This is a genomic window from Amycolatopsis sp. NPDC059027, assembly GCF_042739735.1.
Lineage (GTDB): Bacteria > Actinomycetota > Actinomycetes > Mycobacteriales > Pseudonocardiaceae > Amycolatopsis.
Genome location: NZ_JBHYIK010000022.1, coordinates 27,911 through 52,850, shown reverse-complemented (window position 1 = coordinate 52,850; position 24,940 = coordinate 27,911). Strand labels below are relative to the sequence as shown.

Here is a 24,940-nt window from a genome sequence, read left to right as displayed (position 1 = left end):
GTAAGACCATGCTGACCGACCCCGCAGTGTGACGGCATGACATTCTGCGGACCGTGAACCAGGCGTCACCAGCCCTAGATCTCGTCGACGAGACCTTCATCGTGGTCCCTCCGAGCACGGTCGCCGCGGCCTTCGCCGACCCCCGCTCCTGGACCCGGTACTGGCCCGACCTCGTGCTCGAGGTCTACACCGACCGCGGCGAGCAGGGCCTGCGCTGGACGGTCCGCGGCGCGCTCGTCGGTACCATGGAGGTCTGGACCGAACCCGTGCTCGACGGCACCCTGCTGCACTACTTCCTCCGCGCCACCCCGGCCGGTCCGGACGGGACGCCGAGGGAACTGGCACCGCGGGAGCTGCGGCGCGAGTTCGATCGGCGGGCCCGCGCGGCCAAGGCCATCGCGCTCGGGCTCAAGGAGATCCTGGAGGACGGGCGCGAGCCCGGCGTCCCGCCACAGGCGGGTTAGGGGAAGTGATGCGGGTTCACGTCGTGTCCGATGTGCACGGCAACGCCGACGCGCTCAAGCGCGCGGGGGACGGCGCCGACGCGCTGATCGTGCTCGGCGATCTGCTCGACTTCGTCGACTACCGCGAGCACGACAAGGGCATCATGGGCGCCCTGTTCGGCGCCGAGAAGGTCGGCCAGTTCGCCCGGCTGCGCCGGGAGGGCACCCGCGAGGAGACCGTCGCCTTCTCCCGCACCCTGTGGGCGGATCTCGCCGATCCCGCCGCGGCGGTGGACGAGGCGGTCCGCGCCCAGTACGAGACGCTGTTCGCCGCCATGACCGCGCCCACCTACGCCACGCCGGGGAACGTGGACACCCCGGCGCTGTGGCCCGAGTTCGCCGGTGCCGGGATCCAGGTGCTCGACGGCGAGAGCGTCGAGCTGGGCGGGTTGCGGCTCGGCTTCGTCGGCGGCGCGCTGCTGCCCGACGGTGTCGTGCCCCGCCGCAACGGCTTCTGGCGGCCCCACCTGCGCACCCGCGAGGAGTTCGACGCCGCGGTCGCTGCGATGCGCGAGGCGGGCCGGATCGACGTCCTCTGCACACACGTGCCGCCCGCGGTGCCGGAGCTGGTCTACGACGTCGTCGCTCGGCGGGCCGAGCTGGGCTCCGCGGCACTGCTGGACGTCATCCGGGAGGACCGCCCCCGCTGGTCGGTGTTCGGCCACGTCCACCAGCCCCTGGCGCCGCGGGCCAGGGCCGGGCACACCGAATGCCGTAACGTCGGTCACTTCAAGGAGACCGGGCAGCCCTACGTGCTGCGCTGGTGACGTACCGGCCCGGCTACGCTTCCAGCCATGGCGGAGCAGTCCACACAGTCCATCGAGGTCGACGCCGAGCCCGCGCGGGTGATGGCGGTGATCGCCGACTTCCCCGCGTACCCGGAGTGGGCCAAGGCGGTGCGCGAAACCGAGGTGCTGGCCGAGGACGAGGGCGGCCGCGCCAAGCAGGTCAAACTCACCCTGGACGCGGGCCCGATCAAGGACGTCTACACCCTCGAGTACGACTGGGACGCCGACGGGCTGGGCGTCAGCTGGCACCTCGTGCGCGGCCAGATGCAGAAGGCGCAGAACGGCCGGTACGCGCTGGAGCCGCTCGGCGCCGGCCGGACCAAGGTCACCTACACACTGGCGGTCGAGCTGGTGCTCCCGATGATCGGGCTGCTGCGCCGCAAGGCCGAGAAGATGGTCATGGACACCGCGCTCAAGGAGCTCAAGCGCCGGGCCGAGGGCTGAACACACCGGCGACCACCGAAGGGCAGTCATGCGGATCCTGCTGTTCACCGGCAAGGGGGGTGTCGGGAAGACGACGCTCGCCGCGGCCACCGCCGCGGCGCTGGCCGCGCGCGGCGGGAAGACGCTCGTGGTCTCCACCGATCCCGCGCATTCCCTCGGCGACGCCTTCGGCCGTGTCCTCGGCGCCGAACCGTCCGAAGTGGACAGTCTCTTGTCGGCGGTGCAGATCGATTCCCGCACGCTCGTCGACAACACCTGGCACGAACTGCGTGACGAGCTGCGCTCCCTGCTGGCGGGAGCGGGGCTGGACACGCTCGACGCCGAAGAGCTGACCGTGCTGCCCGGCGTCGACGAACTGCTCGCGCTCACCGAGGTGCGGCGGCTGGCCGAACGCGGCCCGTGGGACACCGTCGTCGTCGACTGCGGCCCGACCGCCGAGACGTTGCGGCTGCTCGCGTTGCCGGAGGCCGTTTCGGGGTATCTCACCCGGGTGTTCGGCTGGCAGACCAAGGGGCGTCGCACGCGGGTCGCCGCGGCGGTGCGCAAGCTCGGCACGCATCTGGAGTCGTTGCGGGCGCTGCTCACCGACCCGGCCGTCACCACCGTCCGTCTCGTGCTGACGCCGGAACGCGTCGTCGTCGCCGAAGCCCGGCGCACGCTCAGCTCGCTCGCGCTGCGCGGCATCGCCGTCGACGGGCTGATCGCGAACCGGCTCATGCCCGCGCCCGGGTTCTGGCGGGGTTCGGCGGCGAACTGGGCCCGCACCCGGCGCACCCAGCAGAACGCCGTGCTCGCCGAACTCGCCGAGGCCGGGTTCGGGCCCGATCTGGTCACCACGGTCGAGCATCGGGCGGCCGAACCGGTCGGGCTGCCGGCGTTGCTGGAGATCGCGCAGGAGCTGTACGACGGCTTCGATCCCTTGTCCGGCAACGGAAAGACGGTCACGCCGCTGCTGAAGGTCGTCGAGGACGGCGACGGCTACCGGCTGCGCGTCGCGATCCCGCTGCGGCGGGACGCCGAAGTCGATCTCGCCCGCGTCGACGACGACCTGGCGATCACCGTGGACGGCTTTCGCAGGCTCATCGCCCTGCCGGAGACGTTGCGGCCGTGCCGGATCACCGGCGCGGAATCCGACGCGGACGGCCTGGTCGTGAGCCTGGCCGCCGGGAATCGGGAGCACGGGTGAGCGAACAGGACAACCCGGGCGGCGCCGAGGGGCTGCGGCTGGCCGAGGAGATCCGGCTGCTGGTCGAGCTGGTGGCCGAGCACGCCGCGCCGTGGCTGGAGGGCATCGTCAAGGCCGGGCACGGAATGTCCGAAGAGGACAGCGCGCAGGGGCCTGAGCAGCACGGGGAAGACACCCCGGGATGCGGCTGGTGTCCACTGTGTGCGATCGTCGCCGTTCTGCGCGGTGAACGACCCGCGCTCGAGGTGCTTTTTCCCGCCGAGAGCGCATCGACACAGTTCGTCGCGCGGCTGCTCGAACAGGCCGCCCAGCTGGTGGCCCTGCTGCGGGCGGTGCTCGCGGACCGGTGGGAGCCGGAGGACGGCGTGCACATGCCGGGGTTCCACCCCGCGCGGCGCGAGCCGGAGCCCGCCGGGGCCCCGGCCTCGCCGAGGGTGCAGCGCATCACGGTCCGCAAGCGGGACAACTGGCAGGCGGAGCGGGAGTACTGAGCGGTGCGGACGATCGGGGTGGACGTCGGCGGGACGAGCGTCCGGGCCGGTGTCGTGGACGAGCGTGGCTCGATGCTGGACACCACGCGGGTGGCGACGCCGAGCGAGGAAGGTCCCCTGGAGGACGCCATCGCCGGGGTCGTCGAAACGCTCCGCAACCGGCACGAGGTGGCCGGGGTGGGGCTGGCCGTCGCCGGGTTCGTCGCGCGGGACCGCCGCACGGTCATGTTCGCGCCGCATCTGGCCTGGCGGGACGCGCCGGTCGCCGAACGTATCGAAAAGCGCGTCGGCCTGCCGGTGACGCTGGAGCACGACGTGAACTCCGCGGTGGTCGGCGAACACCGGTTCGGTGCCGCGCGGGGCGCCCAGGTGGCCGCGCTGGTGGCGCTCGGCACCGGGATCGGTGCCGGGCTGCTGCTCGACGGGAAGATCTACCGCGGCGCGTACGGCGTCGCCCCCGAACTCGGTCATCTCACCGTGGTGCCGGGCGGCCGGGCCTGTCCGTGCGGGAAGTACGGCTGCTGGGAGCGGTACTGCAGCGGGACGGCGCTGGCGGCGACCGCGGTGGAGCTGCTGGCGCGGTATCCGGGCCGCTCGACCGTGCTGGCCCGCGAGGTCGCCGGGGACCCCGGCTCGATCACCGGCAGGCGGGTGGCGGGCGCCGCCCGCGACGGCGACCCGATCGCCCAGCGGGCCATGGCGGAGCTGGCGAAATGGCTCGGCGAGGGACTCGCGCTGGTGGCGGACGTGTTCGATCCGGAGATCATCGTCATCGGTGGCGGGGTGTCGGAATCCGCGCCGCTCTTCCTCGACGAGGCCCGCGAGCACTACGCGGGCGCGATCACCGGCGCCAAGTACCGGCCGCTGGCCCGGATCCGGACCGCGCACCTGGGCGACGACACCGCGATCGTCGGCGCGGCCGCGCTGGCGATGGACGTCGCGAAGGCTGACGATTCGCAGGTCGGTGTGTCACGGTAGGAGGATGACTACCCTCCCCGCGAACGTGTTCGTCCGCTGTTCGTGCGGCAGGCTGCACTGGGGCAGGCACGGCGCGGCGGGGCTGCTGCTGTCGGATCCCGGGCGCGGGGTGCTGCTGCAGCGCCGGGCGTGGTGGGTGCATCACGGGCGAACGTGGGCGCTGCCCGGCGGCGCGCTGGAAGCGGGGGAGACCCCGCGCGAGGCGGCCGTCCGCGAGGCGCACGAGGAGGCCGCGGTGGCGCCCGGCACGGTTCGCGCGTTGTCGGCGTCGGTGCTGGAACACGGGGATTGGCGCTACACCACGGTGGTCGCTTCGGTGACCGGGACGATCGAGGAGCGGGTGGCGAATTCCGAGAGCGCCGAACTGCGCTGGGTCCGCCCGGACGACGTCGCCGGGTTCCGGCTGCACCGCGACTTCGCCGCGGCGTGGCCGGGTTTGCGCACTCAGCTGGACCGGACGCTGGTGCTCGTCGTCGACGGCGCGAACGTCGTCGGTTCCCGGCCGGACGGCTGGTGGCGCGACCGGTTCGGCGCCGCCGTCCGGCTGCGCGACGAACTCGCGTCGCTGACCGAGACCGGCCTTCCGGACACCGTCGTGGGCGGCGGGGCCGGGCAGGACTGGACCTGGTGGCCCCGCGTGCTCCTCGTCGTGGAGGGCAAGGCCCGCGGCGTCGAACCGATCCCCGGCGTCGAGGTCGTCGACGCCGAAACCGACGGCGACTCCGCCATCGTCGCCCTCACCCGCGAACTCCGCGCCCACCCCGGCAACCACGTCGTAGTCGCCACCGCCGACCGGGACCTCAAGTCCCGCGTCACCTCCCTCGGCGCCACCACCCTCGGCCCCGCCACCCTCCTCGCCGAGCTACGCCCCTGATCACGCGAGCTACGCCCCCAATCACGCGAGTTCGCCGTCTGATCACGCGAGATCTCCATCCCGGTACGCGAGCCGACCGCTCAGGTACGCGAGATCCCGTCCCGCATCTCCGACACCAGCGACGCCACCACCGCCTTGAGACTGCCGTTATGCTGCCGCGCCACCGCCCGCTGCCGCTGATAGCTCGGCCCGTACCGCAGAATCGTCTCGACGTCCCGGAGTTCGCGCACGCAGTCCAGCCGCCGGGCCACCGGCTCCAGCCGGTCGAGCAACACACAGACGTCCTCGGTGACGAGCCGCTCCCGCCCCCGCGCGTCGAGGATGACGATCGCGTCGGTGCCGTAGCGCGCCGCGCGCCACTTGTTCTCCTGGACGTGCCACGGCGGAAGCGTCGGCAGTACCTCGCCGTCGTCGAGCCGGGTGCTGAAATCCTCGACCAGGCACTGCGTCAGCGCCGCGATCGCGCCGACCTCCTCCAGCGTCGGCAGCCCGTCGCACACCCGCATCTCGATCGTCCCGAGCCGCGGCGAGGGGCGGATGTCCCAGCGGATCTCGGAGAAGTCGTCGATCACGCCGGTGGTGAACATGTCGGCGACGTAGTTCTCCAGCTCCGGCCACTTCGTGAACTGGAACGGCAGGCCCGCGGTCGGCAGCTGCTGGAACATCAGCGCCCGGTTCGACGCGTATCCGGTGTCCTCGGCACCCCAGTACGGCGAGGACGCCGACAGCGCCTGCAGATGCGGTGCGTAGATCAGCAGCGAGTCGAGGATCGGGAGCACCTTTTCGCGGTGCTCGACGCCGACATGCACGTGGACGCCGTAGACCAGCATCTGCCGTCCCCACCACTGGGTCCGGTCGATCAGCTTGGCGTAGCGCGCCTTGTCGGTGACCTTCTGCTGGTACCAGCTGGAGAACGGATGCGTCCCGGCGGAGAACGGCTCGACACCGAACCGGTCGCACACCGCGTGCACGGTGTCCAGCGTCCCGCCCAGATCGGCCTTCACCTCGCCGACCGTCCGGCAGACCCCGCTGATCACCTCGATCGTGTTGAGCAGCAGCTCCTGCTTGATCTTCGGATGCTCGCCGCCGTCCTCCGGCCGGACGGCTTCGAGGACGCGTTCGGCCACCGAGGACAGCTCGCCGCTGCGCCGGTCGGCCAGCGCCAGCTCCCACTCCGCGCCGACCGTGGACCGGCGGGACGGAGTGAACTCGACGTGCATGCGGGGTTCCCCCGGTCTGGTCAGACCTGGGCGCCGTTGCTGGGATCGGCGCCGGGCGGGGGACCCTGCCGGACGCGGAGCAGCAGCAGCGCGATCGCGGTCGCGAGCGCGAGGATCCCCAGCGGGGTGGCGACCGTCTGGCTGATCCCGATGAAGCCAGGGATGATCAGCAGGAGCAGTCCCACGATGAACAGCAGCAGCACGACGAACGCGCCCTTGCGCGGACGCGGCAGCGGCGGCGGCTCCGGGGGCACGAAGTGCTCGTCGTCGGACGCGGGGTCCTCGGAGAACATCGTCTTGTCCCAGTTCGTCCCGCCGCCACGCCAGCCCGCGTCGGCCGTCCCCGTCGAGCCCGTCGTCTCCGGTTTCGGCGGATCGAGTTTCAGCTCGGCGGTGTCGATGGCGTCGTCGACGGTGTCGACCGTCTCGTCTTGGGATAGCAGGCCGACACCCTCGGCCCGCAGATCGGCGACGATCTCGGCGAACGTCGCGTCGACGTCTTCCGGCCCATCCTTGCCTGGCCCCCGGCTCATCTGGCTTCCTCCGTCAGCCCCGCTCGGATCGAGTGCGCGAACTCGACGCTGCGGGTGAAGATCAGGTCCGCGTCGTGGTCCTGGGTCGCGACGTGGAAACTGTGTTCCAGTATGACCTCGGTGGCCGCGGTGCTGCCGATCTCGTTCAGAATGATCTTCGCGTTCACCGGTTCGACGACATGATCTACGGCCGAATGCAGCAACAGCACCGGCTGGGTGACCTTCGGCAGCTCGGCCCGGACGATCGCCCAGAGCTTCGCGAGGCTCGCGGCGGCGCGCACCGGCGTCCGGGAGTAGGCCAGTTCGGTGACCCCCGGCTTGGCGATGTCGTTCGAGATCGCGGCGACCGACGGGATGGTCCGCGCCAGCAGCGGGAGGAACTTCGCGTCCCTGCGCAGCGTCGTCACCGACGGGTTGACCAGGACGATCCCGGCGATCGCGGCGCCGAACTCCTCGGCAAGCCGCAGCGTCAGCGTCCCGCCCATCGACAGCCCGGCGACGAACACGATCGGGCACTCCGCCTTGAGCGCCAGCAGTTCCTCGCGGACCCGGCCATACCAGTCCTGCCAACCTGTCCGGTTCATGTCCTGCCACCGGGTGCCGTGCCCCGGCAGGAGCGGGCAGCGCACGGCGTACCCGGCCGCCGCCAGGTGCTCGCCCCAGGCGCGCATGCTCGCCGGAGTGCCAGTGAACCCGTGGCACAGCAGGAATCCGGCGCCGGTGGAACCGGGGTGAGCGAACGGCTCAGCGCCGGCGAGAACGCCCATGCGATCGCCTTCCTCCTCCATCGGTGTGGGCCATCTATGTTCGCACGGCCCGGCGGCGTTGTGGGCGTCCGGCCACCGCCCGGATCCCGGCCGGGGCGCTGTGAGATCGGTCGCTGCCGCCGGGTAACCGGGTGGCTCGCGTTGTGCTAGGACGTCCTAGCTTCGTACTCTGGTACGTCGGACTGGGTCGGACTCGGCCGAGCGTGGGTGAGGAGACGGAGCGGCGTGCTGTACTGGCTGGCGAAGTTTGTGTTCATCGGACCGCTGCTCAAGCTGCTGTGGCCGACCAAGGTCGTCGGCGCCGAGAACATCCCGGAGTCCGGGGGCGCCATCCTCGCCGGCAACCATCTCGCCGTCGCCGACTCGTTCTTCATGCCGCTGCGGGTGAAGCGGAAGGTGACTTTCCCGGCCAAATCGGAGTATTTCACCGAGCCCGGTTTCAAGGGCCTGCTGAAGAAATGGTTCTTCACCGGCGTCGGGCAGTTCCCGATCGACCGCTCCGGCGGCAACGCCGCGCAGGCCGCGCTGGACACCGCGATCCGGCTCGTGCGCAACGGCCACCTGCTCGGCATCTACCCGGAGGGCACGCGCTCGCCGGACGGACGGCTGTACAAGGGCAAGACCGGCGTCGCCAGGATCGCGCTGGAATCCGGGGCGGTGGTGATCCCGGTCGCGATGGTCGGCACCGACAAGGTCAACCCGATCGGCTCGAAGATGTGGTGGCCGCGCCGCCTCGAGGTCCGGTTCGGCAAGCCGCTGGACTTCTCGCGCTACGAAGGCCTTTCGGGCGACCGGTTCATCGAGCGCTCCATCACCGACGAGATCATGTACGCGCTCATGGAGCTGTCCGGCCAGGAGTACGTCGACATCTACGCCGCCAAGGCCAAGGAGCTGCTGGCCGCCGACGCCGCCGGGGTGCGCCCCAAGGTGCCGTCGCAGCCGTCCGCGTCCGACGCCGCCCGGGTGCCCGACAGCAAGGTCGGTTGACCGACTAGGGTTCCCCGGTGCGTTTTTTCTACGACACCGAATTCATCGAGGACGGCGTGACGATCGACCTGGTGTCGATCGGTGTCGTTGACGAACGTGGCCGCGAGTTCTACGCGGTCTCCACCGATTTCGACCCCGCCAAGGCCGGGCCGTGGGTCCGCGAGAACGTGCTCCCGAAACTGCCGTCGCCGGGGGATCCGGCGTGGCGCAGCCGAGAGCGCATCCGGACGGATCTGCTGGAGTTCCTGGGCAAACCGCCCGGCGGGATCGAGCTGTGGGCCTGGTTCGCCGCGTACGACCACGTCGCGCTGGCCCAGCTGTGGGGCCCGATGCCCGCGCTGCCCCGGCAGCTTCCCCGTTTCACCCGCGACCTGCGGCAGCGCTGGGAGGACGCGGGCAAGCCGAAGCTGCCCGCCGCCCCCGCCGACGCCCACGACGCCCTCGCCGACGCCCGCCACAACTACGTCCGCTGGCAGGTCATCGAGGAGGTCTGGCGCCGCCGCCCCGCCAACTCTCGCCCCTGACCCGCGGCACTCAGCGGCGGGTGCGGACGGCCTCGGCGAGGGCGTCCAGCAGGTCCGCCGTGGTGTCCCAGTCCATGCAGGCGTCGGTGATGCTCTGGCCGTAGGTCAGCTCGCCGCCGCGGCCCAGCGAGAGATCCTGGCGTCCGGCGGCGAGGAAGCTCTCCAGCATCAGGCCGGCGATGCCGCGCTCCCCGGCCCCGATCCGCCCGGCCAGCTCGCGGACGACCTCGGCCTGCCGGACGTGGTCCTTCCCGCTGTTGCCGTGGCTCGCGTCGATGATCACCCGCTCCGCCAGCCCGGACTTCCGCAGCCGTGCGAGGGTGTCGGACACCGTCGCGGCGTCGTGGTTCGGCCCCGCCGAGCCGCCGCGCAGGATGACGTGGCAGTCCGGGTTCCCGGACGTCGTGAGCAGCGCGGCCAGCCCGTCGGAGTTGATCCCGGCGAAGACGTGGCTCGCCGCCGCCGCGCGGGTGGCGTCCACCGCGACCTGGACGTCGCCCTCGGTCGAGTTCTTGATCCCCACCGGCATCGACAGCGCGCTGCACAGCTGCCGGTGCACCTGGCTCGCGGCGGTCCGCGCGCCGATCGAGCCCCAGGTGACGACGTCGGCGATGAACTGCGGGGTGATCGGGTCGAGGAACTCGCAGCCCACCGGCAGGCCGAGCGCCGACACGTCGAGCAGCAGCCGCCGCGCCATCCGCAGGCCCTTGTTGACCGCGAACGTCCCGTCGAGGTCGGGGTCGTTGATCAGGCCCTTCCAGCCCAGCGTCGTGCGCGGCTTCTCGAAGTACACGCGCATGACGACGTGCAGCTCGCCGCGCAGTTCCTCGGCCTTCGCGGCCAGGCGGCGGGCGTAGTCGAGCGCGGCCTCGGTGTCGTGCACCGAGCACGGGCCGACGACGACGAGCAGCCGGTCGTCCCGGCCGTCGAGGATGTCGACGGTCTCCGCGCGGCCCTGGTGCACGACCTTCGCCACCGCCGCGTCGACGGGATGGTCCTCGCGCAGCAGGGCGGGGGAGATGAGCGGGCTGATGCTCGTCGTGCGCCGCGCGTCCAGCGGCGTGACGTCGGCGGGCCCGGCGGTGAGAGACAGCGGTGAGAGAGACACTGCGGGTGGTTCCTTCCTGATGGACACCGACCCCGCGAGAACCACCGAGCCGGTCGCGATTCCGGCTCGGGGTGGGACTCAGCGCAGGTTCACGCCGCCGTGCCCACCCGGGGCCGGCTTCGTAAACCAGAAATAGCGCTGCATGGGCGCCACCCTAGCAGAGCGCCGGAAGGGGAGTACCGATTCCCCTTGTGGTCCGCCCTGCACCGATCAAGACGGAAGCCGCTACCCTGGCGTCGCAAGGCGAAATGTGACTGTCATCTCCACGAACCACAGGACATACACGGAGGCTTCAGATGCGTGTCGGGGTGCTGACCGGCGGCGGCGACTGCCCGGGGCTCAACGCGGTCATCCGCGCGGTGGTGCGCAAGGGCATCGAGGTGCACGACTGGGAGTTCGTCGGCTTCCGCAACGGGTGGCAGGGTCCGCTCACCGGCGAGAGCAAGCCGCTGGGCCTCCGCGACGTCGAGGACATCCTCACCAGGGGCGGCACGATCCTGCGGTCCTCGCGGACCAACCCGTACAAGGTCGACGGCGGCGTCGAGAAGATCAAGAAGGTGCTCGCCGACCAGGGTGTCGACGCGCTGATCGCGATCGGCGGCGAGGACACCCTCGGCGTGGCGAAGCGGCTCACCGACGACGGCGTCGGCGTCGTCGGCGTGCCCAAGACGATCGACAACGACCTGGGCGCCACCGACTACACGTTCGGTTTCGACACCGCGGTGTCCATCGCCACCGAGGCGATCGACCGGCTGCACACCACCGCCGAGTCGCACCACCGCGCGCTGGTCGTCGAGGTCATGGGACGGCACGCGGGCTGGATCGCGCTGCACTCCGGCCTCGCCGGCGGCGCGAGCGTGATTTTGGTGCCGGAGCGGCACTTCTCGGTCGAGCAGGTCGTCTCCTGGGTCGAGCGCCGCTTCGAGAAGGAGTACGCGCCGATCATCGTCGTCGCCGAGGGAGCGCTTCCCGAGGGCGGCGAGGAGAAGCTGCTCACCGGCGAGAAGGACGCCTTCGGGCACGTCCGGCTCGGCGGCATCGGCACCTGGCTGGCCGACGAGATCGCGCACCGCACCGGCAAGGAGTCCCGCGCGGTCGTGCTCGGCCACGTCCAGCGCGGCGGCACGCCGACGGCGTACGACCGGGTCCTGGCCACCCGCTTCGGCCTGCACGCGGTGGACGCCGTCGCGGACGGCGACTTCGGCGTCATGGTCGCCTTGAAGGGCACCGACATCGTCCGGGTGAAGCTGTCCGAGGCCACCGCGGAACTCAAGACCGTCCCGGCCGAACGCTACGAAGAGGCCGAGGTCTTCTTCGGCTGACGTGAGCTGAAGGGGACTTTCCTCGCATGTCATCGGAGGAAAGTCCCCTTCAGTACGTCCTACGAGACGAAGGTCCCCTTCAGATCCGCGCCAGTACGTCCAGGATCTCGACCGCGTGGCGGATGTCCTCGGTCAGCGGACGGTCGTCGAGACGCGGGTCCAGGACGGCCGACGCCGCCTCGTACGCAGCACGCACCGGCAGGTCGACCAGCTCCGCCTTCCGGATCCGCAGCGCCCGCACCGCCGCGACGAGTTCGCACGCCAGCACCTGCTGATACGCCGCCGCGGCGGCGGTCGCGGCCCGCGCGGCCTGCGTCGAGAAGCTCGCGTGGTCCTCGATCCCGCGTGACACCACCGCGGTGCCCAGCGTCGCGGGCAGCGCCGCCTGCCGCAGCTCGGTGAGCGCGTCGTGCGCGACGTACTCCAGGATCATCAGCCCGGAACTGCCCGGCGGCCCCGCCGCGAGGAACGGCCGCAGCCCGGTGAACTCCGGCTCCAGCAGATCTCCCAGCCGTGCCACGGAAAGCTCGGCGACCTGGTGCACCGTCGCGCGTGCCTGGTCCAGCGCCGTCGACACGTACGCGGTGTGGAAATGCGCGTGGTGGTAGGCGTCCTGATGCACCGTCGAGATCATCGGGTTTTCCGTGCTGGCGTTGATCTCCACGGCCAGCACGTCCCGCAGGTAGTGGATCGCGTCCAGCGCGGGACCCTGCACCTGCGGGAACGCCCGCAGTCCGAACGGGTCCTGGATCCGCCGACCCGGCGGGGGCGTGCCGTGCATTCCCAGCAGCCGTCGCATTTCCGCCGCGCACGCGACCTGTCCCGCGTGCGGACGCGCCTCGTGCACCGGCGTCGCGTACGCCTCGGGGTTGCCGTCGAGCGCGACGTAGGTCAATCCCGCGACGGCGTGGCTCGCGCGGGCCAGCGTGTCCAGCCGCATCGCGGAAAGCGTTGCTTCGGCCAGCGTCGCGGCGTTGCTGCTCATGAACGCGAGCGCGTCACCCGCGTGGACCGGCACCGGCGGGACCTCACCGTGCAGCCACGGTCGTTCCCCGGTGAGCGCCAACGCGGTCTCGGCCAGCGGGGCGAGGTCGCCGGTGCCGATCGCGCCGAACCGGTGCACCAGCGGCAGCGCCCCGGTCTTCACCGCCGTCGCGAGCGCGCCGATCAGCGCCGGGCTGGCGCCGGACCGCCCGGCGAGCAGCTGGTTGAGCCGGATCAGCATCATCGCCCGCACCTGGCCGCCGGGCATCGCGTCGCCGCTGCCGCCAGCGTGGCTGCGCAGCAGGCGGCGTCCGTGCTCGGCCGGGTCCTCGCCCGTGACGACGTCGTCCTTGTTCGCGCCGACACCGGTCGTGCGGCCGTAGACGATCCGCCGGGTGCTCAGGTCCTCGGCGAGTTTCCACGCGTGCTCGGCGCCACGGAGCGCGGCGATGGACACGTCGATGTCCAAGGGACCCTCGGTCGCCGCCGCCGTCACCACGTCCGCGCACCGCAGCGTCCGGCCGTCCACTCTGATCACCGGCAGCCTCCTTCCGACTGCCTCACACTATGAGGCCGCGCTCCGGTTATTTCGACGGCGGCTGCCACGGCGGCATGGTCCAGGACCAGTGCGGCACCGGCTCGCCGGTCGTGGTGTCCGCGCCGGGCGCGGAGAACAGCACGGCGAGGCGGCTGCCCCATTCGACGTAGCCGGCGAACGCGGCGCGGAACTCCGGGTCGGCGGGCAGGCCGACCTCGTCGGCGGCGTCGAGCAGCAGGGTGACCCAGCGGCGCCGCTGCTCTTCGGTGATCCCGCGGCCGGCGTGCCGGGAGATCATGTGCGGATGCCCGCCGTGCCGTCCGCTGTAGTCGGCCGGGCCGCCGAACACCTCGCCGAGCCAGGTCGCCACGTGCTCGACGTGCTGCGAGTCCATGTCCCGGAACACCGGTTCGAGCAGGGAGTCCTCCAGCACGTGCCGGTAGAAGACGTCGAGCAGTTCCACCAGCGCCGGACGCCCGCCCGCCCAGTCGTAGAGCGTCGGCGGCCGCGCGCCGCCCTCCCCGGCGACCGTGGTCGTCTCGTAGTGGCGCATCTCCTCGATCTCGCCCGCGAACCCGCCGATCGCGGCGAAGAACGCCGGGAACTCGGGGCCGGTGCGGAAGCCCTCGAGGTGGTCCTTCGCCGAAGTCCACCGGATCCGCAGGGTGTAGCGCGTAGGGTCCTCAGTGCAGCGGCCGAGTTCGTAGTCGACGCACTGGGGTGCCTTCGTGAGCGACTGCGCGGCACGAGAATAGGCGGCTTCGAACTCGGCGGAGGAGGCTTCGGGGATCCTGTAACGCACGTATTCGACGATCACCCGGCAAGGCAACCACCGGGTGCGTACCCGGGCAACCACGCACTTTCCGGTGCGTGGCACGGAGGGCGGCATGACGAAGCGGTACTACTGCGCGGTCGAGGTCGCCGTCGACGTCATCGGCGGCAAGTGGAAGCCGGTCATCCTGGCCCACCTCAAGGAGGGCGTGCACCGCTACGGCGAGCTCCGGCGGCGCATGCCGGGAGTGAGCGAAAAGATGCTCACCCAGCAACTGCGTGAGCTGGCGTCCGACGGGCTCGTCCGCCGGGAAAGCCTTGGGGGCAAGGTGCCGCACGTCGAATACCGGCTCACCGAGGACGGCGAAGCGCTGGGTCCGGCATTGAGCGCGCTGTTCGCGTGGGGCGAACGGCGCGCCGCGGCGGCCGGGATCGTCTTCGAGACGGCACCCGCGAGCTAGTCGGTTTCGTCCAGTCGCCGTTCCAGCGCGTCGAGATGGGTGGACCACAAACGCCGGTAGGGGGCGAGCCAGGCGTCGACCTCGGCCAGTGGTTCCGGCCGCAGCCGGTAGCAGCGGCGCTGCGCGGCCACCCGGACGGTCACCAGCCCGGCCTCCCGCAGTACCCGCAGGTGCTTGGACACCGCGGGCTGGCTCAGCTCCAGCTGCTCGACGAGTTCGCCGACGGACCGTTCGCCCTCGCGGAGCAGGTCGAGGATCGAACGCCGCCGGGGCTCGGCGAGGACGTCGAAGGTGCGCATCACACGGGAGATCTGACCGCAGCCGCATATTCCTGTCAAGGCATGTTCGGGCCCTGCGCGAGTTCGCCGGGCGGGCTGGCCGCCGCCTCCGTGAGCAGTTCGGCGAGCACCGCTGTGTCCACATCGGACAGTCGCTTGAAACGGACGCAGCTCTTCCCGATCGACGCCTTCGGCAGCCGCTCGGCGTACGACTCGGCCAGGTAGCGCTCGCCGACTATGGACGTGACGTAGAGCGCGGACCAGCTCGTGCAGTGCGCGCAGCTCGCCCCTCCGGGGCTCGGCGAGCGCCGACAGGTACTCCTCGTGCGTGGCCGCCGTCGATTTCCCCTGCATGGCCATGGTGCCTCCCGGGAGTGTCGGTGGTGCGCATTATCGTGCCGGGGTGAAGTTCACGGGATTCGGGGAACACGCCGTCGATTTCTTCGACGGGCTGATCGCGGACAACTCCAAGCCGTACTGGGAAGACAACCTGGACGTGTACAAGGCGGACGTGCGCGCGCCGATGGAGGCCCTGCTCGCGGAGCTGGCGCCGGAGTTCGGCGAGGGCTTCGGCGACCCGAAGGTTTTCCGGCCGTACCGCGATGTCCGGTTCGCCAAGGACAAGACGCTGTACAAGACGCACTGCGGCGGCGTCATCGAGCAGGGACGAGGGGGCGGCGCGTACTACGTCGAGGTCGGCCCGGAGGGGCTGCGGGTCGGCGGTGGCTGCTTCCACCTGGCGTCCGACCAGCTGGCACGCTTCCGCGCCGCCGTCGACACCGAGCTGCACGGCACGGCGCTGGAAAAGCTCCTCGCGAAACTGAAGCGGGCGGGCTGGGAGATCAACGGCGACCGGCTCAAATCGCGGCCGCGCGGCTTCGCCGAGGACCACCCCCGCATCGACCTGCTCCGCTACCGCTCGGTCTACGCCGTCCGCGCCTGGGAGCCGGACGACGTGCTGCACGAACGCGGCTCCCTCGACCGGGTGCGCAAGGCATGGCGTCAGGTCCGCGCCTTCAACGAGTGGGCCCGCGATCGGGTGGGCCCCAGCGAGCAGCCCCGCCGCTGACGCCCGCGCACGCGGCGCGATGCCCCGGGCACGCCGTTGGCAACGTGCGCCGTCTCGAACGCGCCTTTCGACTCGAACGCCCCCTTCGGGATATCAGCCGCCGCACAGATGTCGCGAACGGAGCGTTCGCGACGATCAATGCCGCCCCGCGGAGCCCATCGCCACGACCAGCCCCATGAACAACACGCATCCCACGGGTCGCGCGTTCCTGCACGCGCCGGACTCCCGTCGAGGAAGTCTTCGCAGCACTCAACGCCGTGAAGGCCTCCTTACTGGCGCTGAACGCTGTGAAGGAGGCCTTCACAGCGCCACAATCCGCTGCCGCCAGAGTTTGCTGCTGTCCCGGCCGGTCGTCGCGAGCAGCACGGAGCCGCCGCTCGCGAACGCCGTGATCTCGGGTGTGTCCTCCGGCAGCGGCAGCTCGGCTGGGCCCTCGCAGCCGGGGCCGTAACGCCACAGCCGGGTCTTCCCGCCGATCTTGCCGGTCACGACGGAGATCCCGGCGTCCCGGCTCAGCCCGGTCACCTCCAGCAGCTGGGCTCTCGGCACCTCGGGGCCGCCGAGGACCATCGGCCGCCACGCCGTCCCGTCCCGCTGCCAGCACGCCAGCCGCTGCGGGCCACCGTCCGGGCGCGCGGCGACACCGACCGCGACGCAGGAGTCACGGCAGGTGATCCGCCAGGCCGAAACGTCCCAGGACCCGTCCGCAGGAAGCGCTTCCCGGCGCCAGGAGCGGCCGTCACCCGAGGTCCACGCCGTCGGCGAGAGCCGCTCGGACCGGACATCGCCCACCGCGACGAACCCGTCCCCAGCCCGGGTCGTCGCGAGGATCCGCGTCCGCGCGCCTTCCGTGCTCAGCAACGCGGGGTCGTCGTCCAGCCGCGACCAGACGGCACCGTCCGCCGAGACCCACACCGCCGCGCCGGCACCCCCGCGCGGGTGATCCCACTGTCCGCTCAGGACATACGTCGAGGGCCCGGCCGCGCTGCCGGTGACGGTGATCGCCCTCGGGCCGCCCAGTAGCTCCATGCCCTGCGGGTATTCGTCCAGCGCGGCCGGGCCGCCGGTCCAGATCGTCGGCCGCGGGTTGCCGTGCGCGCCGCCGAACGCGGAGCCCAGCGCGAGGATCCGGTCGCCGTCGATCGCGGGCACGGTCAGCTCGGCTTGCCGGGCGTACCCGCTCCGGGCGTGCAGCGTCATCGGCTCCCAGCGCCCGGCACGCCACGTCCACGCGCCCGGTGCGCGGCCTTCCGCGCCGGGCACCGAGCCGAACGCGCGCACTTCGGCGGCCAGTGGCGCAAATCCCAGTACCCGCGCGTCCGGGGCGGGCGGGGGGACGGGTTCCCAGGCCGGGCGCTCGGGCCCGGCGGGTGAGGTGCCGCAGGCCGAGGCGAGGAAAACGGCCACGACGACGGCGATCCGCGCAACCGGCGACATGTTCACGGAGGTTACGCGACCCCGGCTGTTCTGAACACGTCCACTTGAACTTTCGGGATCGGTACAGACGAAACCGGGACGAGGTACTACGCTGTGCGAACGTGAGCCGACGCGCGAAGATCGTTTGTACCCTTGGCCCTGCCACCGCCACGGCGGAGAAGATGCGGGCACTCGTCGACGCCGGGATGGACGTCGCGAGGATGAACTTCAGCCACGGCAGCCACAGCGACCACAAGCAGGTCTACGACCTCGTCCGCGCCGCGGCCGCCGAGTCGGGCAAGGCGGTCGGCATCCTCGCCGACCTGCAGGGCCCGAAGATCCGCCTGGGCACGTTCGCGGGCGGCCCTGTCGAATGGCACGCCGGCGACGTCGTGCGCATCACCGTCGAGGACATCGCGGGCACCCACGACCGCGTCTCGACCACCTACAAGGGCCTCGCCAAGGACGCCAAGCCCGGCGACCGGCTGCTCGTCGACGACGGCAAGGTCGGCCTCGTGGTCAAAGAGGTCGACGGCCAGGACGTCGTCTGCGAGGTGACCGAGGGCGGCCCGGTCAGCAACAACAAGGGCGTTTCGCTGCCCGGTATGGACGTCTCCGTCCCCGCACTGTCCGAAAAGGACGTCGAGGACCTGGAGTTCGCCCTTGAGCTCGGTGTCGACTTCATCGCGCTGTCGTTCGTCCGCTCGCCCGCCGACATCGACCTGGTGCACCAGGTCATGGACCGGGTCGGCAAGGGCCGCAAGCCGGTGGTCGCCAAGATCGAGAAGCCCGAGGCCGTCTACAACCTCGAAGCGGTCGTGCTGGCCTTCGACGCGGTGATGGTCGCCCGCGGCGACCTGGGTGTCGAGCTGCCGCTGGAGCAGGTCCCGCTGGTGCAGAAGCGCGCCATCCAGATCTGCCGCGAGAACGCGAAGCCGGTCATCGTCGCGACACAGATGCTCGAATCGATGATCAACAACTCGCGCCCGACCCGCGCCGAGGCCTCCGACGTCGCGAACGCGGTCCTCGACGGCACCGACGCGGTGATGCTCTCCGGCGAGACGAGCGTCGGCCGCTACCCGATCGAGACGGTCGAGACCATGAGCCGGATCGTCGAGGCGGTCGAGACCGACTCGCCGGTCGTGCCGCCGCTCTCGCACGTCCCGCGCACCAAGCGCGGCGTGATCTCCTACGCCGCCCGCGACATCGGCGAGCGGCTCAACGCCAAGGCACTGGTGGCGTTCACGCAGTCCGGCGACACCGTGCGGCGGCTCGCCCGCCTGCACACGCGGCTGCCGCTGCTGGCGTTCACCCCGGAGGAAAGCGTTCGCAGTCAGCTCGCGATGACCTGGGGCACCACCACCCGCATCGTGCCCAAAGTGGACTCGACCGACCAGATGATCCGGCAGGTCGACCACGCGATGCTGGAGATGGGCAAGTACGCCAAGGGTGATCTGGTCGTCATCGTCGCGGGTTCCCCGCCGGGGACCGTCGGCTCGACCAACCTGATCCGCGTCCATCGCCTCGGTGAAGACGACCACGCATAGCGGACCCACCGGGCGCCTGGGGCATAAAGTGCGGGCATGACTGAGATGGCCAGGGAAGCCGCCACCGGGCTGGATTCGGCGACCGGTGGCGGTCAGCCCGTGCTGGACCGGCTGATCGCGCTGCTCGATCTGGAGAAGATCGAGGAGAACATCTTCCGCGGCGTCTCGCCGGCGCACTCGCCGGTGCGCGTGTTCGGCGGCCAGGTCGCCGGGCAGGCGCTCGTCGCCGCCGGGCGCACGGTCCCCGCCGAGCGCAAGGTCCATTCGCTGCACGCGTACTTCATCCGCGGCGGTGACCCGAGCGTGCCGATCATCTACGAGGTCGACCGCATTCGCGACGGCCGTTCGTTCACCACCCGCCGGGTCGTCGCGATCCAGCACGGGAAGGCGATCTTCTCGCTGTCGGCGTCGTTCCAGACGGACGAGCCGGGTATCGAGCACGCCGAGACGATGCCGGACGTGCCGGACCCGGAATCGCTGCCGACGCTGATGGAACGTGCCGAGGGCTACTCGATCGGCCACCACGGCCTGCCGCGCCCGATCGACCTGCGCTACGTCAACGAGCCGCCGTGGGTCACCCGGGAGACCGGCGAACACCCGGCGCGCAACCAGGTGTGGATGCGCGCCGACGGCAAGCTCGGCGACGAGCAGCTGCTGCACGTCTGCGTGCTGACCTATGCCTCGGACATGACCCTGCTCGACTCGGTGCTGGCGCGGCACGGCGTCTACTGGGACCTCGACAAGGTCCTCGGTGCCAGCCTGGACCACGCGCTGTGGTTCCACCGTCCGTTCCGGGCCGACGAGTGGTTTCTCTACGACAGCGCCTCGCCAACGGCGTCGGGTGCGCGGGGGCTGGCCACCGGCCGGTTCTTCGCCGCGGACGGGACGCTCATCGCGACCGTGGTCCAAGAAGGACTGCTGCGCGTGCTCTGAGTGGTGCCACTCCGCGCGACATTCACGCTTTCGTGCGACGGAAAAGCGGAATAGTCACCGCGATAACGGGGCAATAGCGGTGCGGTGGTGAGACCGGGACCGATCGGGGGACGGCCCCGGGCTCACCACCGCCGAAAACGACCGGGCGACTGCCGTGGTACCCGGGCGTTGTCGTCTACCCTGCTCACAAGGCGTCAGCACGCTGCCGCCCCGCTTACGACGTGAGGATACAAGGCCGATCTGCAAATTGCAGATCGATCACCGGGTTAACCCCGGGATCGACGCGGGTTAATCTTCCACCAAGTGCCGAGTTGACTGGTTAGATGCCAGTACGAGAAAGCGCTTCAGCGCCGGAGAGCCGGAGGTGTCGTGATGGCAAGGGGTCAGGGTCCCACCGTTCGCCGCCGGAGACTCGCGAGCGAGCTGCGCCGGTTCCGGGAGGCCGCGGATCTGACCATCGACGAGGTGGGCGAGAAGCTCGAGTGCTCCGCGTCGAAGATCAGCCGCATCGAGACCGGGCACGTCGGGGTCACCCCGCGTGACGCGCGGGACATGCTCGCGCTGTACGGGATCACCGGCGACGAGCAGGAGGTGCTCGTCCAGCTCGCCAGGGAGGCCCGCAAGCGCGGCTGGTGGCACGCCTACAACGAGGTCTTCACCGGCACCTTCGTCGGGCTCGAGGCGGACGCGAGTTCGCTGCGCGCGTTCCAGGCGCTGCTGGTCCCCGGACTGCTGCAGACCGAGCGCTACGCCCGCGCGGTGATCAGGGCCATGCGCCCGGACGCGGAGGAGGCCGAGCTCCGGCGCCGCGTCGCCGCGCGGATGGCGCGCCAGGAACTGTTCGCCGACGCCTCGCCGCCGGAGTACTGGGCGGTGATCGACGAGGCCGTGCTGCACCGCGTGGTGGACAGCGCCGAGGTGATGGCCGAGCAGCTGTACCGGATGGTGTCGATGGCAGGGCGGCCGAACGTCACCATCCAGGTCGTGCCGTTCGGCACCGGCGCCCACCCCGGGATGGAGGGCCCGTTCCTGATCATGGGCTTCCCCGAGCAGGCCGATGCCGACGTGGTCTACGTGGACAGCACGTCCAGCGGCCTCTACCTGGAGGAACCCCCCGATGTCCGGCGCTACGCGCTGATGTTCGACCACCTGCGCGCGGCGGCACTGAAGCCGGACGACTCGGTCGAGGTGATCGCCGAGGCCGCCGGCCGGTTCGCCGAACAGGCGGCCGCGCCGGGTCCAGTGCACCATCACCGAATCCAGGACGTGGTCCAGGAAGATTGCTAAGGAAGTGGGGTCATGATGCCGGACACCGAACTTTCGCGTGCTCACTGGCGTAAGAGCAGCCACAGCGGCGGCGGTAACGACTGCGTCGAGATCGCCTTCGTCGGCGACGGCGCCGCGGTACGCGATTCGAAGGATCCCGAAGGGGGTGCCTTCCGCTTGCCCGCCTCGGGCTGGCAGGGTCTCCTGGCCGCCCTGCGCGACTGAGCCCCGGCGGCCCTCACTCGACCCCTTACCCCCGCTGAGCTGGTTTTAGGCGGAAGTAAGGGGTCGAGTCGCGTCCAGGTCGGGGTGATCACCCGATGCCGGAGGCCACCCCTCAGGACGACTCTGAGTGTCAGCAACGAACTGAGGGACAAGGGGAAGCACATGAACACCGATCTGCTCCTGGACGCGGTACGGGCCGAAGCCGCCTACCGGGCCGAGGAGCTGAAGAAGGCGGGCCGCGGTGAGTGGGTCGGCCGGGTCCGGCGTGCGACGCGCCGGATGCGGGCCGAGCGGTTCACCGACGTCGAGGTGCCCGCGCAGCGCCGGCACGGCTCCGAGCGGGCCTCGGCGGGCGTGAGCGAGACCACCCGGTAAGGGACCCGCGAGACGGAAATCGATGAAGAAGTTGTCGGTGGGGTAGGCGAGAATGCCTCTCGTGCCCAGACTCGGTTCCGGTATCCCGCTCGTCGGCCGCACCCAGGAGATGCGGCGGCTCGGTGCCGCCTTCGCCCGCGCCGAACGGGGGGAGGCGGGAGCGGTACTGCTGTCCGGGGACGCCGGGGTCGGCAAGACGAGGCTGCTCACCGAGCTCGGCGAGCACGTCGCCACCCGCGGCGCGCTGGTACTGACCGGCCGCTGCATCGACGTGCGGGAGGGCGGTCTGCCCTACCTCCCGTTCGCCGAGGCACTGGCCCCGCTCGGCACGGTGGCGGAACCGGGGATAGCCGCCGCCGTCCGGGCCCGGCCGGCGCTGGGCAGGCTGCTGCCGCAGGGCCAGGAGCCGGACATGCCCTCGGCAGGGGAGTACGGGCAGGTGACCGCCAACGAGCGGGAGGCCATGCAGCGGCCACGGGCGGAACAGGATCTCGGTCAGCTCCAGCTGTTCGACGCGGTACTGGGGGTGCTGACCGAGATCGCCGCCGCCCGGCCGGTGGTGATCCTGCTGGAGGACCTGCACTGGGCGGACCGCTCCACCCGCAACCTGCTCTCCTTCCTGCTCACCCGGCTGCGGTCGCAGCGATTGCTGGTGGTGGGCAGCTACCGCGAGGAGGACGTCCACCGGCGGCATCCGCTGCGGGCCCTGCTCGCCGAGCTGGTGCGGCTGGCCACCGTCGAGCGGGTCGAGCTGCTCCCGTTCGGCACCGCCGAGGCGCGCGCGTTCGTCGAGGCGCTGTCCGACGAGCCGCTCGGGGCCGACGTGGTGGCCGACATCGCCAGCCGCTCGGAGGGGAACCCGTTCTTCGCCGAGGAACTGCTGGCCAGTTCGGCCGAGTGCCGTGACCTGCCCGCCGGGCTCGCCGAGGTGCTGCTCGCCCGGCTGGAACGGCTGGCGCCCGACACCCGGCGCGTGCTGCGGGTGATCTCGGTGGCCAACGACGATTCGGTGTCCCACGCGGCACTGGCCGAGATCGCCGGGCTCGGCGAGTCCGAACTGGACGAAGCACTGCGCGAGGCCGTGCAGCACCACGTCCTGGTGATCGAGAACGGGTTCTACGCCTTCCGGCACGCGCTGCTGCAGGAAGCGGTGTACGGCGATCTGCTGCCGGGGGAGCGGGGCCGGATGCACGCGGCGTACGCGGTGCGGATCCAGGCCATGCCGCAGGGGCGCGGGCACGACGCCAAGCTGGCGTATCACAGCCTGGAGAGCAAGGACTTCGCGACGGCGCTCCCGGCGTTGTGGCGGGCGATGGCGGAGGCCGAGAAGCTGGGCGCGCCCGGCGCCGCGCTCCGGCACGTCGAGCAGGCACTGTCCATTTGGGACGCCGTGCCCGAGGCGGGCAGGCCCGAGGGCGTCGACGAGCTGAGGCTGCTGCACAACGCTTCCTATTTCGCGGGGACCGCGGGCGAACCCGAACGGGCCGCGGCGTACGCGCGCTCGGCCACCCAGGAGCTGACGCCGGACATCCCGCTCGAACGCGCCGCCGGGGCGTGGCGGCGGCTGGCCGAGACGCTGCTGTCCCAGGAGGGCACCGTCGACGAGGCCTCGGCCGCGATCGACCGCGCCTGGGCGCTGGTCGAGCACACCGAGCCCAGCGCGGCGCGGGCGTGGGTGCTGGCCAGCAGGGCCGGGATCCTGCGGGTGCTCGACCAGTACGAGGAGGCGCTGGAGAGCGCGCTCACCGCGGTGTCCGACGCGCGGACGGTGGGCGCGATGGGCGCCGAGGCCTCCGCGCTGGTCACCCTCGGCACACTCGCCGACTCCTCGGGGGATCCGGCGGAAGCACGCGAGCGGCTGTGCCAGGCGATCGACAAGGCCCGGGAAGCCGGGGCACTGAACGTCGAGGTGCGGGCGATGTACTTCCTCGCGCTGAGCTACGACGACCAGGCCGAGATCGCGGCGGCGCTGGAGCACGTCGAGCGCGGGGTGCGCCGGGCCGAGGAATCCGGGCTGACCTGGAGCGCGTACGGGCTCGAACTCCGCGCCCGGCATCTGCAGCTGCGGTACCTCAGCGGCGACTGGCCGGACGAGGACGCGGCGGGCAGGGCGGGGCGCGGGGTGTCCAGCGCGGTCGCGGCGCGGATCCTCGGGGTCTGGGCGTTGTTCGTGGTTTCGCGCGGGCGGTTCGACACGGCAGAGCGGCTGCTCCCCGGCTTGCGCAGGCATTGGCCGTCCGACATCCAGATCGCGTTGTCGGGAGGGGACGCGGTCAGTCAGCTCGCCTACTGGCGAGGGCGGTACGCCGAGGCGGTGCACGCGGCCGAGGAACTGATCGACTGGCTGGAGAAGATCGAACCCTCCCTGCTCGGCGGGATCAGGATCGCCGCGCACGGGGCGGCGGCCGCGGCCGCGCTGGCGGCGGATGGCCGGAGCCGGGGCGAGCAGCGGGTGGCCGAGGAGGCGATGGCGGCGGGGGAACGCTTCCTCGCGCACGGCCGCCGGTGCGCCGCCGAGGGCATGCCGAGGTCGGGCACGCTCGGCCCCGAGGGCCGGGCCTGGGTGGCCCGGCTGGAGGCCGCCGCGAGCGGGCTCGGCGGCGATCCCGAACCGCGGCTGTGGGCGGAGGCGGCCGAGGCGTTCGGCTACGGCGCGGTGTACGAGCAGGCGTTCTGCCGGTGGCAGTACGCGCGGGCGCTGCTCGCCTCCGGTGCCGACGTCGCCGAGGCCACGGCCGCGCTGGAGGCCGCGCACAAGGTCGCCGCCGAGCTGGACGCGGTACCGCTGCGCGACGCCGTCCGCGATCTGGGGCACCGCGCCCGCATCGAACTGGCCGGTGCCGCCGCGCCGTCCGGTACCGAGGGCGCCCGCACCCCGGCGGACCCGCTGACCGATCGGGAACGTGACGTGCTGGAGCGTGTGGCGCTCGGGCGCACCAACCGCCAGGTCGGCGCGGAGCTGTACATCAGCGAGAAGACCGTGAGCGTGCACCTGTCGCGGGTGATGGCCAAACTCGGCGCGAGCCGCCGCGCCGAAGCTGTCGCCATCGCCTACGACCGCGGCCTCCTCGCCGCCCCCGCACCGTCCGAATAGGACGGCCTAATCGCGTTGCGCTCATTTGTCCTTTGTGGACCGTGATGCCGTGAAGGGGTCCTTCGCGGCATTGGGTGGACCCGGGGACGGGTGACTTGCCGGGGGTGTTGCTCGTGGGCTCGTCGCGACGGCCGGGTCTTCGCGCGGCGGCGTCGCCTGTCGCGAACGCTCCGTTCGCGACAGGGGCCCCCCCACCCCCCCCGAACAGAGACTGTGAAGGGTTGAGTGAATCAAAACGGGGGGCGCCACGCCCACCCA

Annotated in this window: 27 protein-coding genes; 19 read left to right on the top strand and 8 right to left on the bottom strand. The window is 71.4% G+C overall.

All coding sequences use genetic code 11. From position 1 onward, the window contains the following. Positions 1 to 53 precede the first annotated feature (53 nt). Genes ACFWY9_RS17325 through ACFWY9_RS17295 form a run of 7 tightly spaced genes read left to right on the top strand, consistent with a single transcriptional unit; the run spans position 54 to position 5,264 of the window. A complete protein-coding gene (locus ACFWY9_RS17325) occupies positions 54 to 464 on the top strand; it encodes a polyketide cyclase / dehydrase and lipid transport (RefSeq protein WP_378331800.1) in 411 nt (136 codons plus the stop codon). Between the two features lie 8 nt (positions 465 to 472). Continuing rightward, positions 473 to 1,270 (top strand): metallophosphoesterase, encoded by a 798-nt coding sequence (locus ACFWY9_RS17320; RefSeq protein WP_378339250.1) that lies wholly within the window; start codon positions 473 to 475, stop codon positions 1,268 to 1,270. A gap of 27 nt (positions 1,271 to 1,297) precedes the next feature. Further along, positions 1,298 to 1,735, top strand: coding sequence for an SRPBCC family protein (locus ACFWY9_RS17315; RefSeq protein ID WP_378331802.1), 438 nt, complete (start codon positions 1,298 to 1,300; stop codon positions 1,733 to 1,735). 28 nt (positions 1,736 to 1,763) lie between these two features. Then, positions 1,764 to 2,921: an ArsA family ATPase gene (locus tag ACFWY9_RS17310; protein WP_378339249.1), complete on the top strand. Its 1,158-nt coding sequence runs from the start codon at positions 1,764 to 1,766 to the stop codon at positions 2,919 to 2,921. Then, the gene (locus tag ACFWY9_RS17305) at positions 2,918 to 3,412 is read left to right on the top strand and encodes a hypothetical protein (protein WP_378331058.1); all 495 of its coding nucleotides are present in this window, start codon (positions 2,918 to 2,920) and stop codon (positions 3,410 to 3,412) included. The genes ACFWY9_RS17310 and ACFWY9_RS17305 overlap by 4 nt, the downstream gene beginning before the upstream one ends. Positions 3,413 to 3,430: 18 nt before the next feature. Then, positions 3,431 to 4,390 (top strand): ROK family protein, encoded by a 960-nt coding sequence (locus tag ACFWY9_RS17300; RefSeq protein ID WP_378331090.1) that lies wholly within the window; start codon positions 3,431 to 3,433, stop codon positions 4,388 to 4,390. 4 nt (positions 4,391 to 4,394) lie between these two features. Then, a complete protein-coding gene (locus ACFWY9_RS17295) occupies positions 4,395 to 5,264 on the top strand; it encodes an NUDIX domain-containing protein (RefSeq protein WP_378339248.1) in 870 nt (289 codons plus the stop codon). Between the two features lie 80 nt (positions 5,265 to 5,344). On the opposite strand, the gene ACFWY9_RS17290 is transcribed toward ACFWY9_RS17295, so the two are convergent. From ACFWY9_RS17290 to ACFWY9_RS17280, 3 genes are read right to left on the bottom strand one after another with little or no spacing between them, the layout of a single operon-like run. After that, positions 5,345 to 6,484, bottom strand: a complete 1,140-nt coding sequence (locus tag ACFWY9_RS17290) for a glutamate--cysteine ligase (RefSeq protein WP_378339247.1) — start codon at positions 6,482 to 6,484, stop codon at positions 5,345 to 5,347. Positions 6,485 to 6,504: 20 nt separating this feature from the next. Beyond that, the gene (locus tag ACFWY9_RS17285; protein ID WP_378339246.1) at positions 6,505 to 7,017 is read right to left on the bottom strand and encodes a hypothetical protein; all 513 of its coding nucleotides are present in this window, start codon (positions 7,015 to 7,017) and stop codon (positions 6,505 to 6,507) included. Beyond that, positions 7,014 to 7,784: an alpha/beta hydrolase gene (locus tag ACFWY9_RS17280; RefSeq protein WP_378331062.1), complete on the bottom strand. Its 771-nt coding sequence runs from the start codon at positions 7,782 to 7,784 to the stop codon at positions 7,014 to 7,016. The genes ACFWY9_RS17285 and ACFWY9_RS17280 overlap by 4 nt, the downstream gene beginning before the upstream one ends. A 225-nt stretch (positions 7,785 to 8,009) precedes the next feature. On the opposite strand from ACFWY9_RS17280, the gene ACFWY9_RS17275 reads away from it, so the two are divergent. Together ACFWY9_RS17275 and ACFWY9_RS17270 are read left to right on the top strand one after the other, a co-directional pair. Further along, positions 8,010 to 8,771 carry a lysophospholipid acyltransferase family protein gene (locus ACFWY9_RS17275; protein ID WP_378331091.1) on the top strand — a complete coding sequence of 254 codons (762 nt, stop codon included), beginning with the start codon at positions 8,010 to 8,012 and terminating at the stop codon, positions 8,769 to 8,771. Between the two features lie 17 nt (positions 8,772 to 8,788). Further along, entirely contained in the window at positions 8,789 to 9,295 is a 507-nt protein-coding gene (locus ACFWY9_RS17270) for a polyadenylate-specific 3'-exoribonuclease AS (protein ID WP_378331063.1), read from the top strand. A gap of 10 nt (positions 9,296 to 9,305) precedes the next feature. Here the strand turns inward: ACFWY9_RS17270 and ACFWY9_RS17265 are convergent, their stop codons facing one another. Then, positions 9,306 to 10,388 carry a 3-deoxy-7-phosphoheptulonate synthase gene (locus ACFWY9_RS17265; RefSeq protein WP_378339282.1) on the bottom strand — a complete coding sequence of 361 codons (1,083 nt, stop codon included), beginning with the start codon at positions 10,386 to 10,388 and terminating at the stop codon, positions 9,306 to 9,308. Between the two features lie 311 nt (positions 10,389 to 10,699). On the opposite strand from ACFWY9_RS17265, the gene ACFWY9_RS17260 reads away from it, so the two are divergent. Then, a complete protein-coding gene (locus ACFWY9_RS17260; RefSeq protein WP_378331064.1) occupies positions 10,700 to 11,725 on the top strand; it encodes a 6-phosphofructokinase in 1,026 nt (341 codons plus the stop codon). A 79-nt stretch (positions 11,726 to 11,804) separates the two neighbouring features. On the opposite strand, the gene ACFWY9_RS17255 is transcribed toward ACFWY9_RS17260, so the two are convergent. After that, on the bottom strand, positions 11,805 to 13,247 hold the full coding sequence (locus ACFWY9_RS17255; protein ID WP_378331065.1) for an aromatic amino acid ammonia-lyase: 1,443 nt from the start codon (positions 13,245 to 13,247) through the stop codon (positions 11,805 to 11,807). A 46-nt stretch (positions 13,248 to 13,293) separates the two neighbouring features. After that, the gene (locus ACFWY9_RS17250) at positions 13,294 to 14,049 is read right to left on the bottom strand and encodes a group II truncated hemoglobin (protein WP_378339245.1); all 756 of its coding nucleotides are present in this window, start codon (positions 14,047 to 14,049) and stop codon (positions 13,294 to 13,296) included. Between the two features lie 85 nt (positions 14,050 to 14,134). On the opposite strand from ACFWY9_RS17250, the gene ACFWY9_RS17245 reads away from it, so the two are divergent. Then, entirely contained in the window at positions 14,135 to 14,479 is a 345-nt protein-coding gene (locus ACFWY9_RS17245; protein ID WP_378331067.1) for a winged helix-turn-helix transcriptional regulator, read from the top strand. On the opposite strand, the gene ACFWY9_RS17240 is transcribed toward ACFWY9_RS17245, so the two are convergent. After that, entirely contained in the window at positions 14,476 to 14,781 is a 306-nt protein-coding gene (locus ACFWY9_RS17240) for an ArsR/SmtB family transcription factor (protein ID WP_378331068.1), read from the bottom strand. The two genes, ACFWY9_RS17245 and ACFWY9_RS17240, sit on opposite strands and share 4 nt — an antisense overlap. A gap of 39 nt (positions 14,782 to 14,820) precedes the next feature. Here ACFWY9_RS17240 and ACFWY9_RS17235 point away from each other — a divergent pair, with 39 nt between their 5' ends. Further along, on the top strand, positions 14,821 to 14,982 hold the full coding sequence (locus ACFWY9_RS17235) for a hypothetical protein (RefSeq protein ID WP_378339244.1): 162 nt from the start codon (positions 14,821 to 14,823) through the stop codon (positions 14,980 to 14,982). Between the two features lie 178 nt (positions 14,983 to 15,160). After that, positions 15,161 to 15,826: a DUF2461 domain-containing protein gene (locus ACFWY9_RS17230; RefSeq protein WP_378331070.1), complete on the top strand. Its 666-nt coding sequence runs from the start codon at positions 15,161 to 15,163 to the stop codon at positions 15,824 to 15,826. 300 nt (positions 15,827 to 16,126) lie between these two features. Here the strand turns inward: ACFWY9_RS17230 and ACFWY9_RS17225 are convergent, their stop codons facing one another. Further along, positions 16,127 to 17,263: a hypothetical protein gene (locus ACFWY9_RS17225; protein ID WP_378339243.1), complete on the bottom strand. Its 1,137-nt coding sequence runs from the start codon at positions 17,261 to 17,263 to the stop codon at positions 16,127 to 16,129. Positions 17,264 to 17,364: 101 nt separating this feature from the next. On the opposite strand from ACFWY9_RS17225, the gene pyk reads away from it, so the two are divergent. The 6 genes from pyk to ACFWY9_RS17195 all read left to right on the top strand — a co-directional run bounded on the left by pyk (position 17,365) and on the right by ACFWY9_RS17195 (position 24,682). Then, positions 17,365 to 18,789 (top strand): pyruvate kinase, encoded by a 1,425-nt coding sequence (pyk, locus tag ACFWY9_RS17220; protein ID WP_378339242.1) that lies wholly within the window; start codon positions 17,365 to 17,367, stop codon positions 18,787 to 18,789. 36 nt (positions 18,790 to 18,825) lie between these two features. Continuing rightward, positions 18,826 to 19,722, top strand: a complete 897-nt coding sequence (gene tesB, locus ACFWY9_RS17215; protein WP_378331073.1) for an acyl-CoA thioesterase II — start codon at positions 18,826 to 18,828, stop codon at positions 19,720 to 19,722. Between the two features lie 372 nt (positions 19,723 to 20,094). Continuing rightward, on the top strand, positions 20,095 to 21,009 hold the full coding sequence (locus ACFWY9_RS17210) for a helix-turn-helix domain-containing protein (RefSeq protein ID WP_378331074.1): 915 nt from the start codon (positions 20,095 to 20,097) through the stop codon (positions 21,007 to 21,009). Positions 21,010 to 21,021: 12 nt separating this feature from the next. After that, positions 21,022 to 21,213: a DUF397 domain-containing protein gene (locus ACFWY9_RS17205; protein ID WP_378331075.1), complete on the top strand. Its 192-nt coding sequence runs from the start codon at positions 21,022 to 21,024 to the stop codon at positions 21,211 to 21,213. 162 nt (positions 21,214 to 21,375) lie between these two features. Further along, a complete protein-coding gene (locus ACFWY9_RS17200) occupies positions 21,376 to 21,588 on the top strand; it encodes a hypothetical protein (protein WP_378331076.1) in 213 nt (70 codons plus the stop codon). A 52-nt stretch (positions 21,589 to 21,640) separates the two neighbouring features. After that, entirely contained in the window at positions 21,641 to 24,682 is a 3,042-nt protein-coding gene (locus ACFWY9_RS17195; protein WP_378339241.1) for a helix-turn-helix transcriptional regulator, read from the top strand. Positions 24,683 to 24,940: the final 258 nt, after the last annotated feature.

Excerpts from the sequence above, each read along its gene's own strand:
- ACFWY9_RS17235 (WP_378339244.1), top strand. The coding sequence starts at position 14,821 with ATGTTCGGGCCCTGCGCGAGTTCGCCGGGCGGGCTGGCCGCCGCCTCC.
- ACFWY9_RS17210 (WP_378331074.1), top strand. The coding sequence starts at position 20,095 with ATGGCAAGGGGTCAGGGTCCCACCGTTCGCCGCCGGAGACTCGCGAGC.
- ACFWY9_RS17285 (WP_378339246.1), bottom strand. The coding sequence starts at position 7,017 with ATGAGCCGGGGGCCAGGCAAGGATGGGCCGGAAGACGTCGACGCGACG.
- tesB (WP_378331073.1), top strand. The coding sequence starts at position 18,826 with ATGACTGAGATGGCCAGGGAAGCCGCCACCGGGCTGGATTCGGCGACC.
- ACFWY9_RS17245 (WP_378331067.1), top strand. The coding sequence starts at position 14,135 with ATGACGAAGCGGTACTACTGCGCGGTCGAGGTCGCCGTCGACGTCATC.
- ACFWY9_RS17225 (WP_378339243.1), bottom strand. The coding sequence starts at position 17,263 with ATGTCGCCGGTTGCGCGGATCGCCGTCGTCGTGGCCGTTTTCCTCGCC.
- ACFWY9_RS17290 (WP_378339247.1), bottom strand. The coding sequence starts at position 6,484 with ATGCACGTCGAGTTCACTCCGTCCCGCCGGTCCACGGTCGGCGCGGAG.
- ACFWY9_RS17280 (WP_378331062.1), bottom strand. The coding sequence starts at position 7,784 with ATGGGCGTTCTCGCCGGCGCTGAGCCGTTCGCTCACCCCGGTTCCACC.
- ACFWY9_RS17295 (WP_378339248.1), top strand. The coding sequence starts at position 4,395 with ATGACTACCCTCCCCGCGAACGTGTTCGTCCGCTGTTCGTGCGGCAGG.
- ACFWY9_RS17195 (WP_378339241.1), top strand. The coding sequence starts at position 21,641 with ATGCCTCTCGTGCCCAGACTCGGTTCCGGTATCCCGCTCGTCGGCCGC.
- ACFWY9_RS17320 (WP_378339250.1), top strand. The coding sequence starts at position 473 with ATGCGGGTTCACGTCGTGTCCGATGTGCACGGCAACGCCGACGCGCTC.
- ACFWY9_RS17205 (WP_378331075.1), top strand. The coding sequence starts at position 21,022 with ATGATGCCGGACACCGAACTTTCGCGTGCTCACTGGCGTAAGAGCAGC.
- ACFWY9_RS17310 (WP_378339249.1), top strand. The coding sequence starts at position 1,764 with ATGCGGATCCTGCTGTTCACCGGCAAGGGGGGTGTCGGGAAGACGACG.
- ACFWY9_RS17200 (WP_378331076.1), top strand. The coding sequence starts at position 21,376 with ATGAACACCGATCTGCTCCTGGACGCGGTACGGGCCGAAGCCGCCTAC.
- ACFWY9_RS17315 (WP_378331802.1), top strand. The coding sequence starts at position 1,298 with ATGGCGGAGCAGTCCACACAGTCCATCGAGGTCGACGCCGAGCCCGCG.
- ACFWY9_RS17260 (WP_378331064.1), top strand. The coding sequence starts at position 10,700 with ATGCGTGTCGGGGTGCTGACCGGCGGCGGCGACTGCCCGGGGCTCAAC.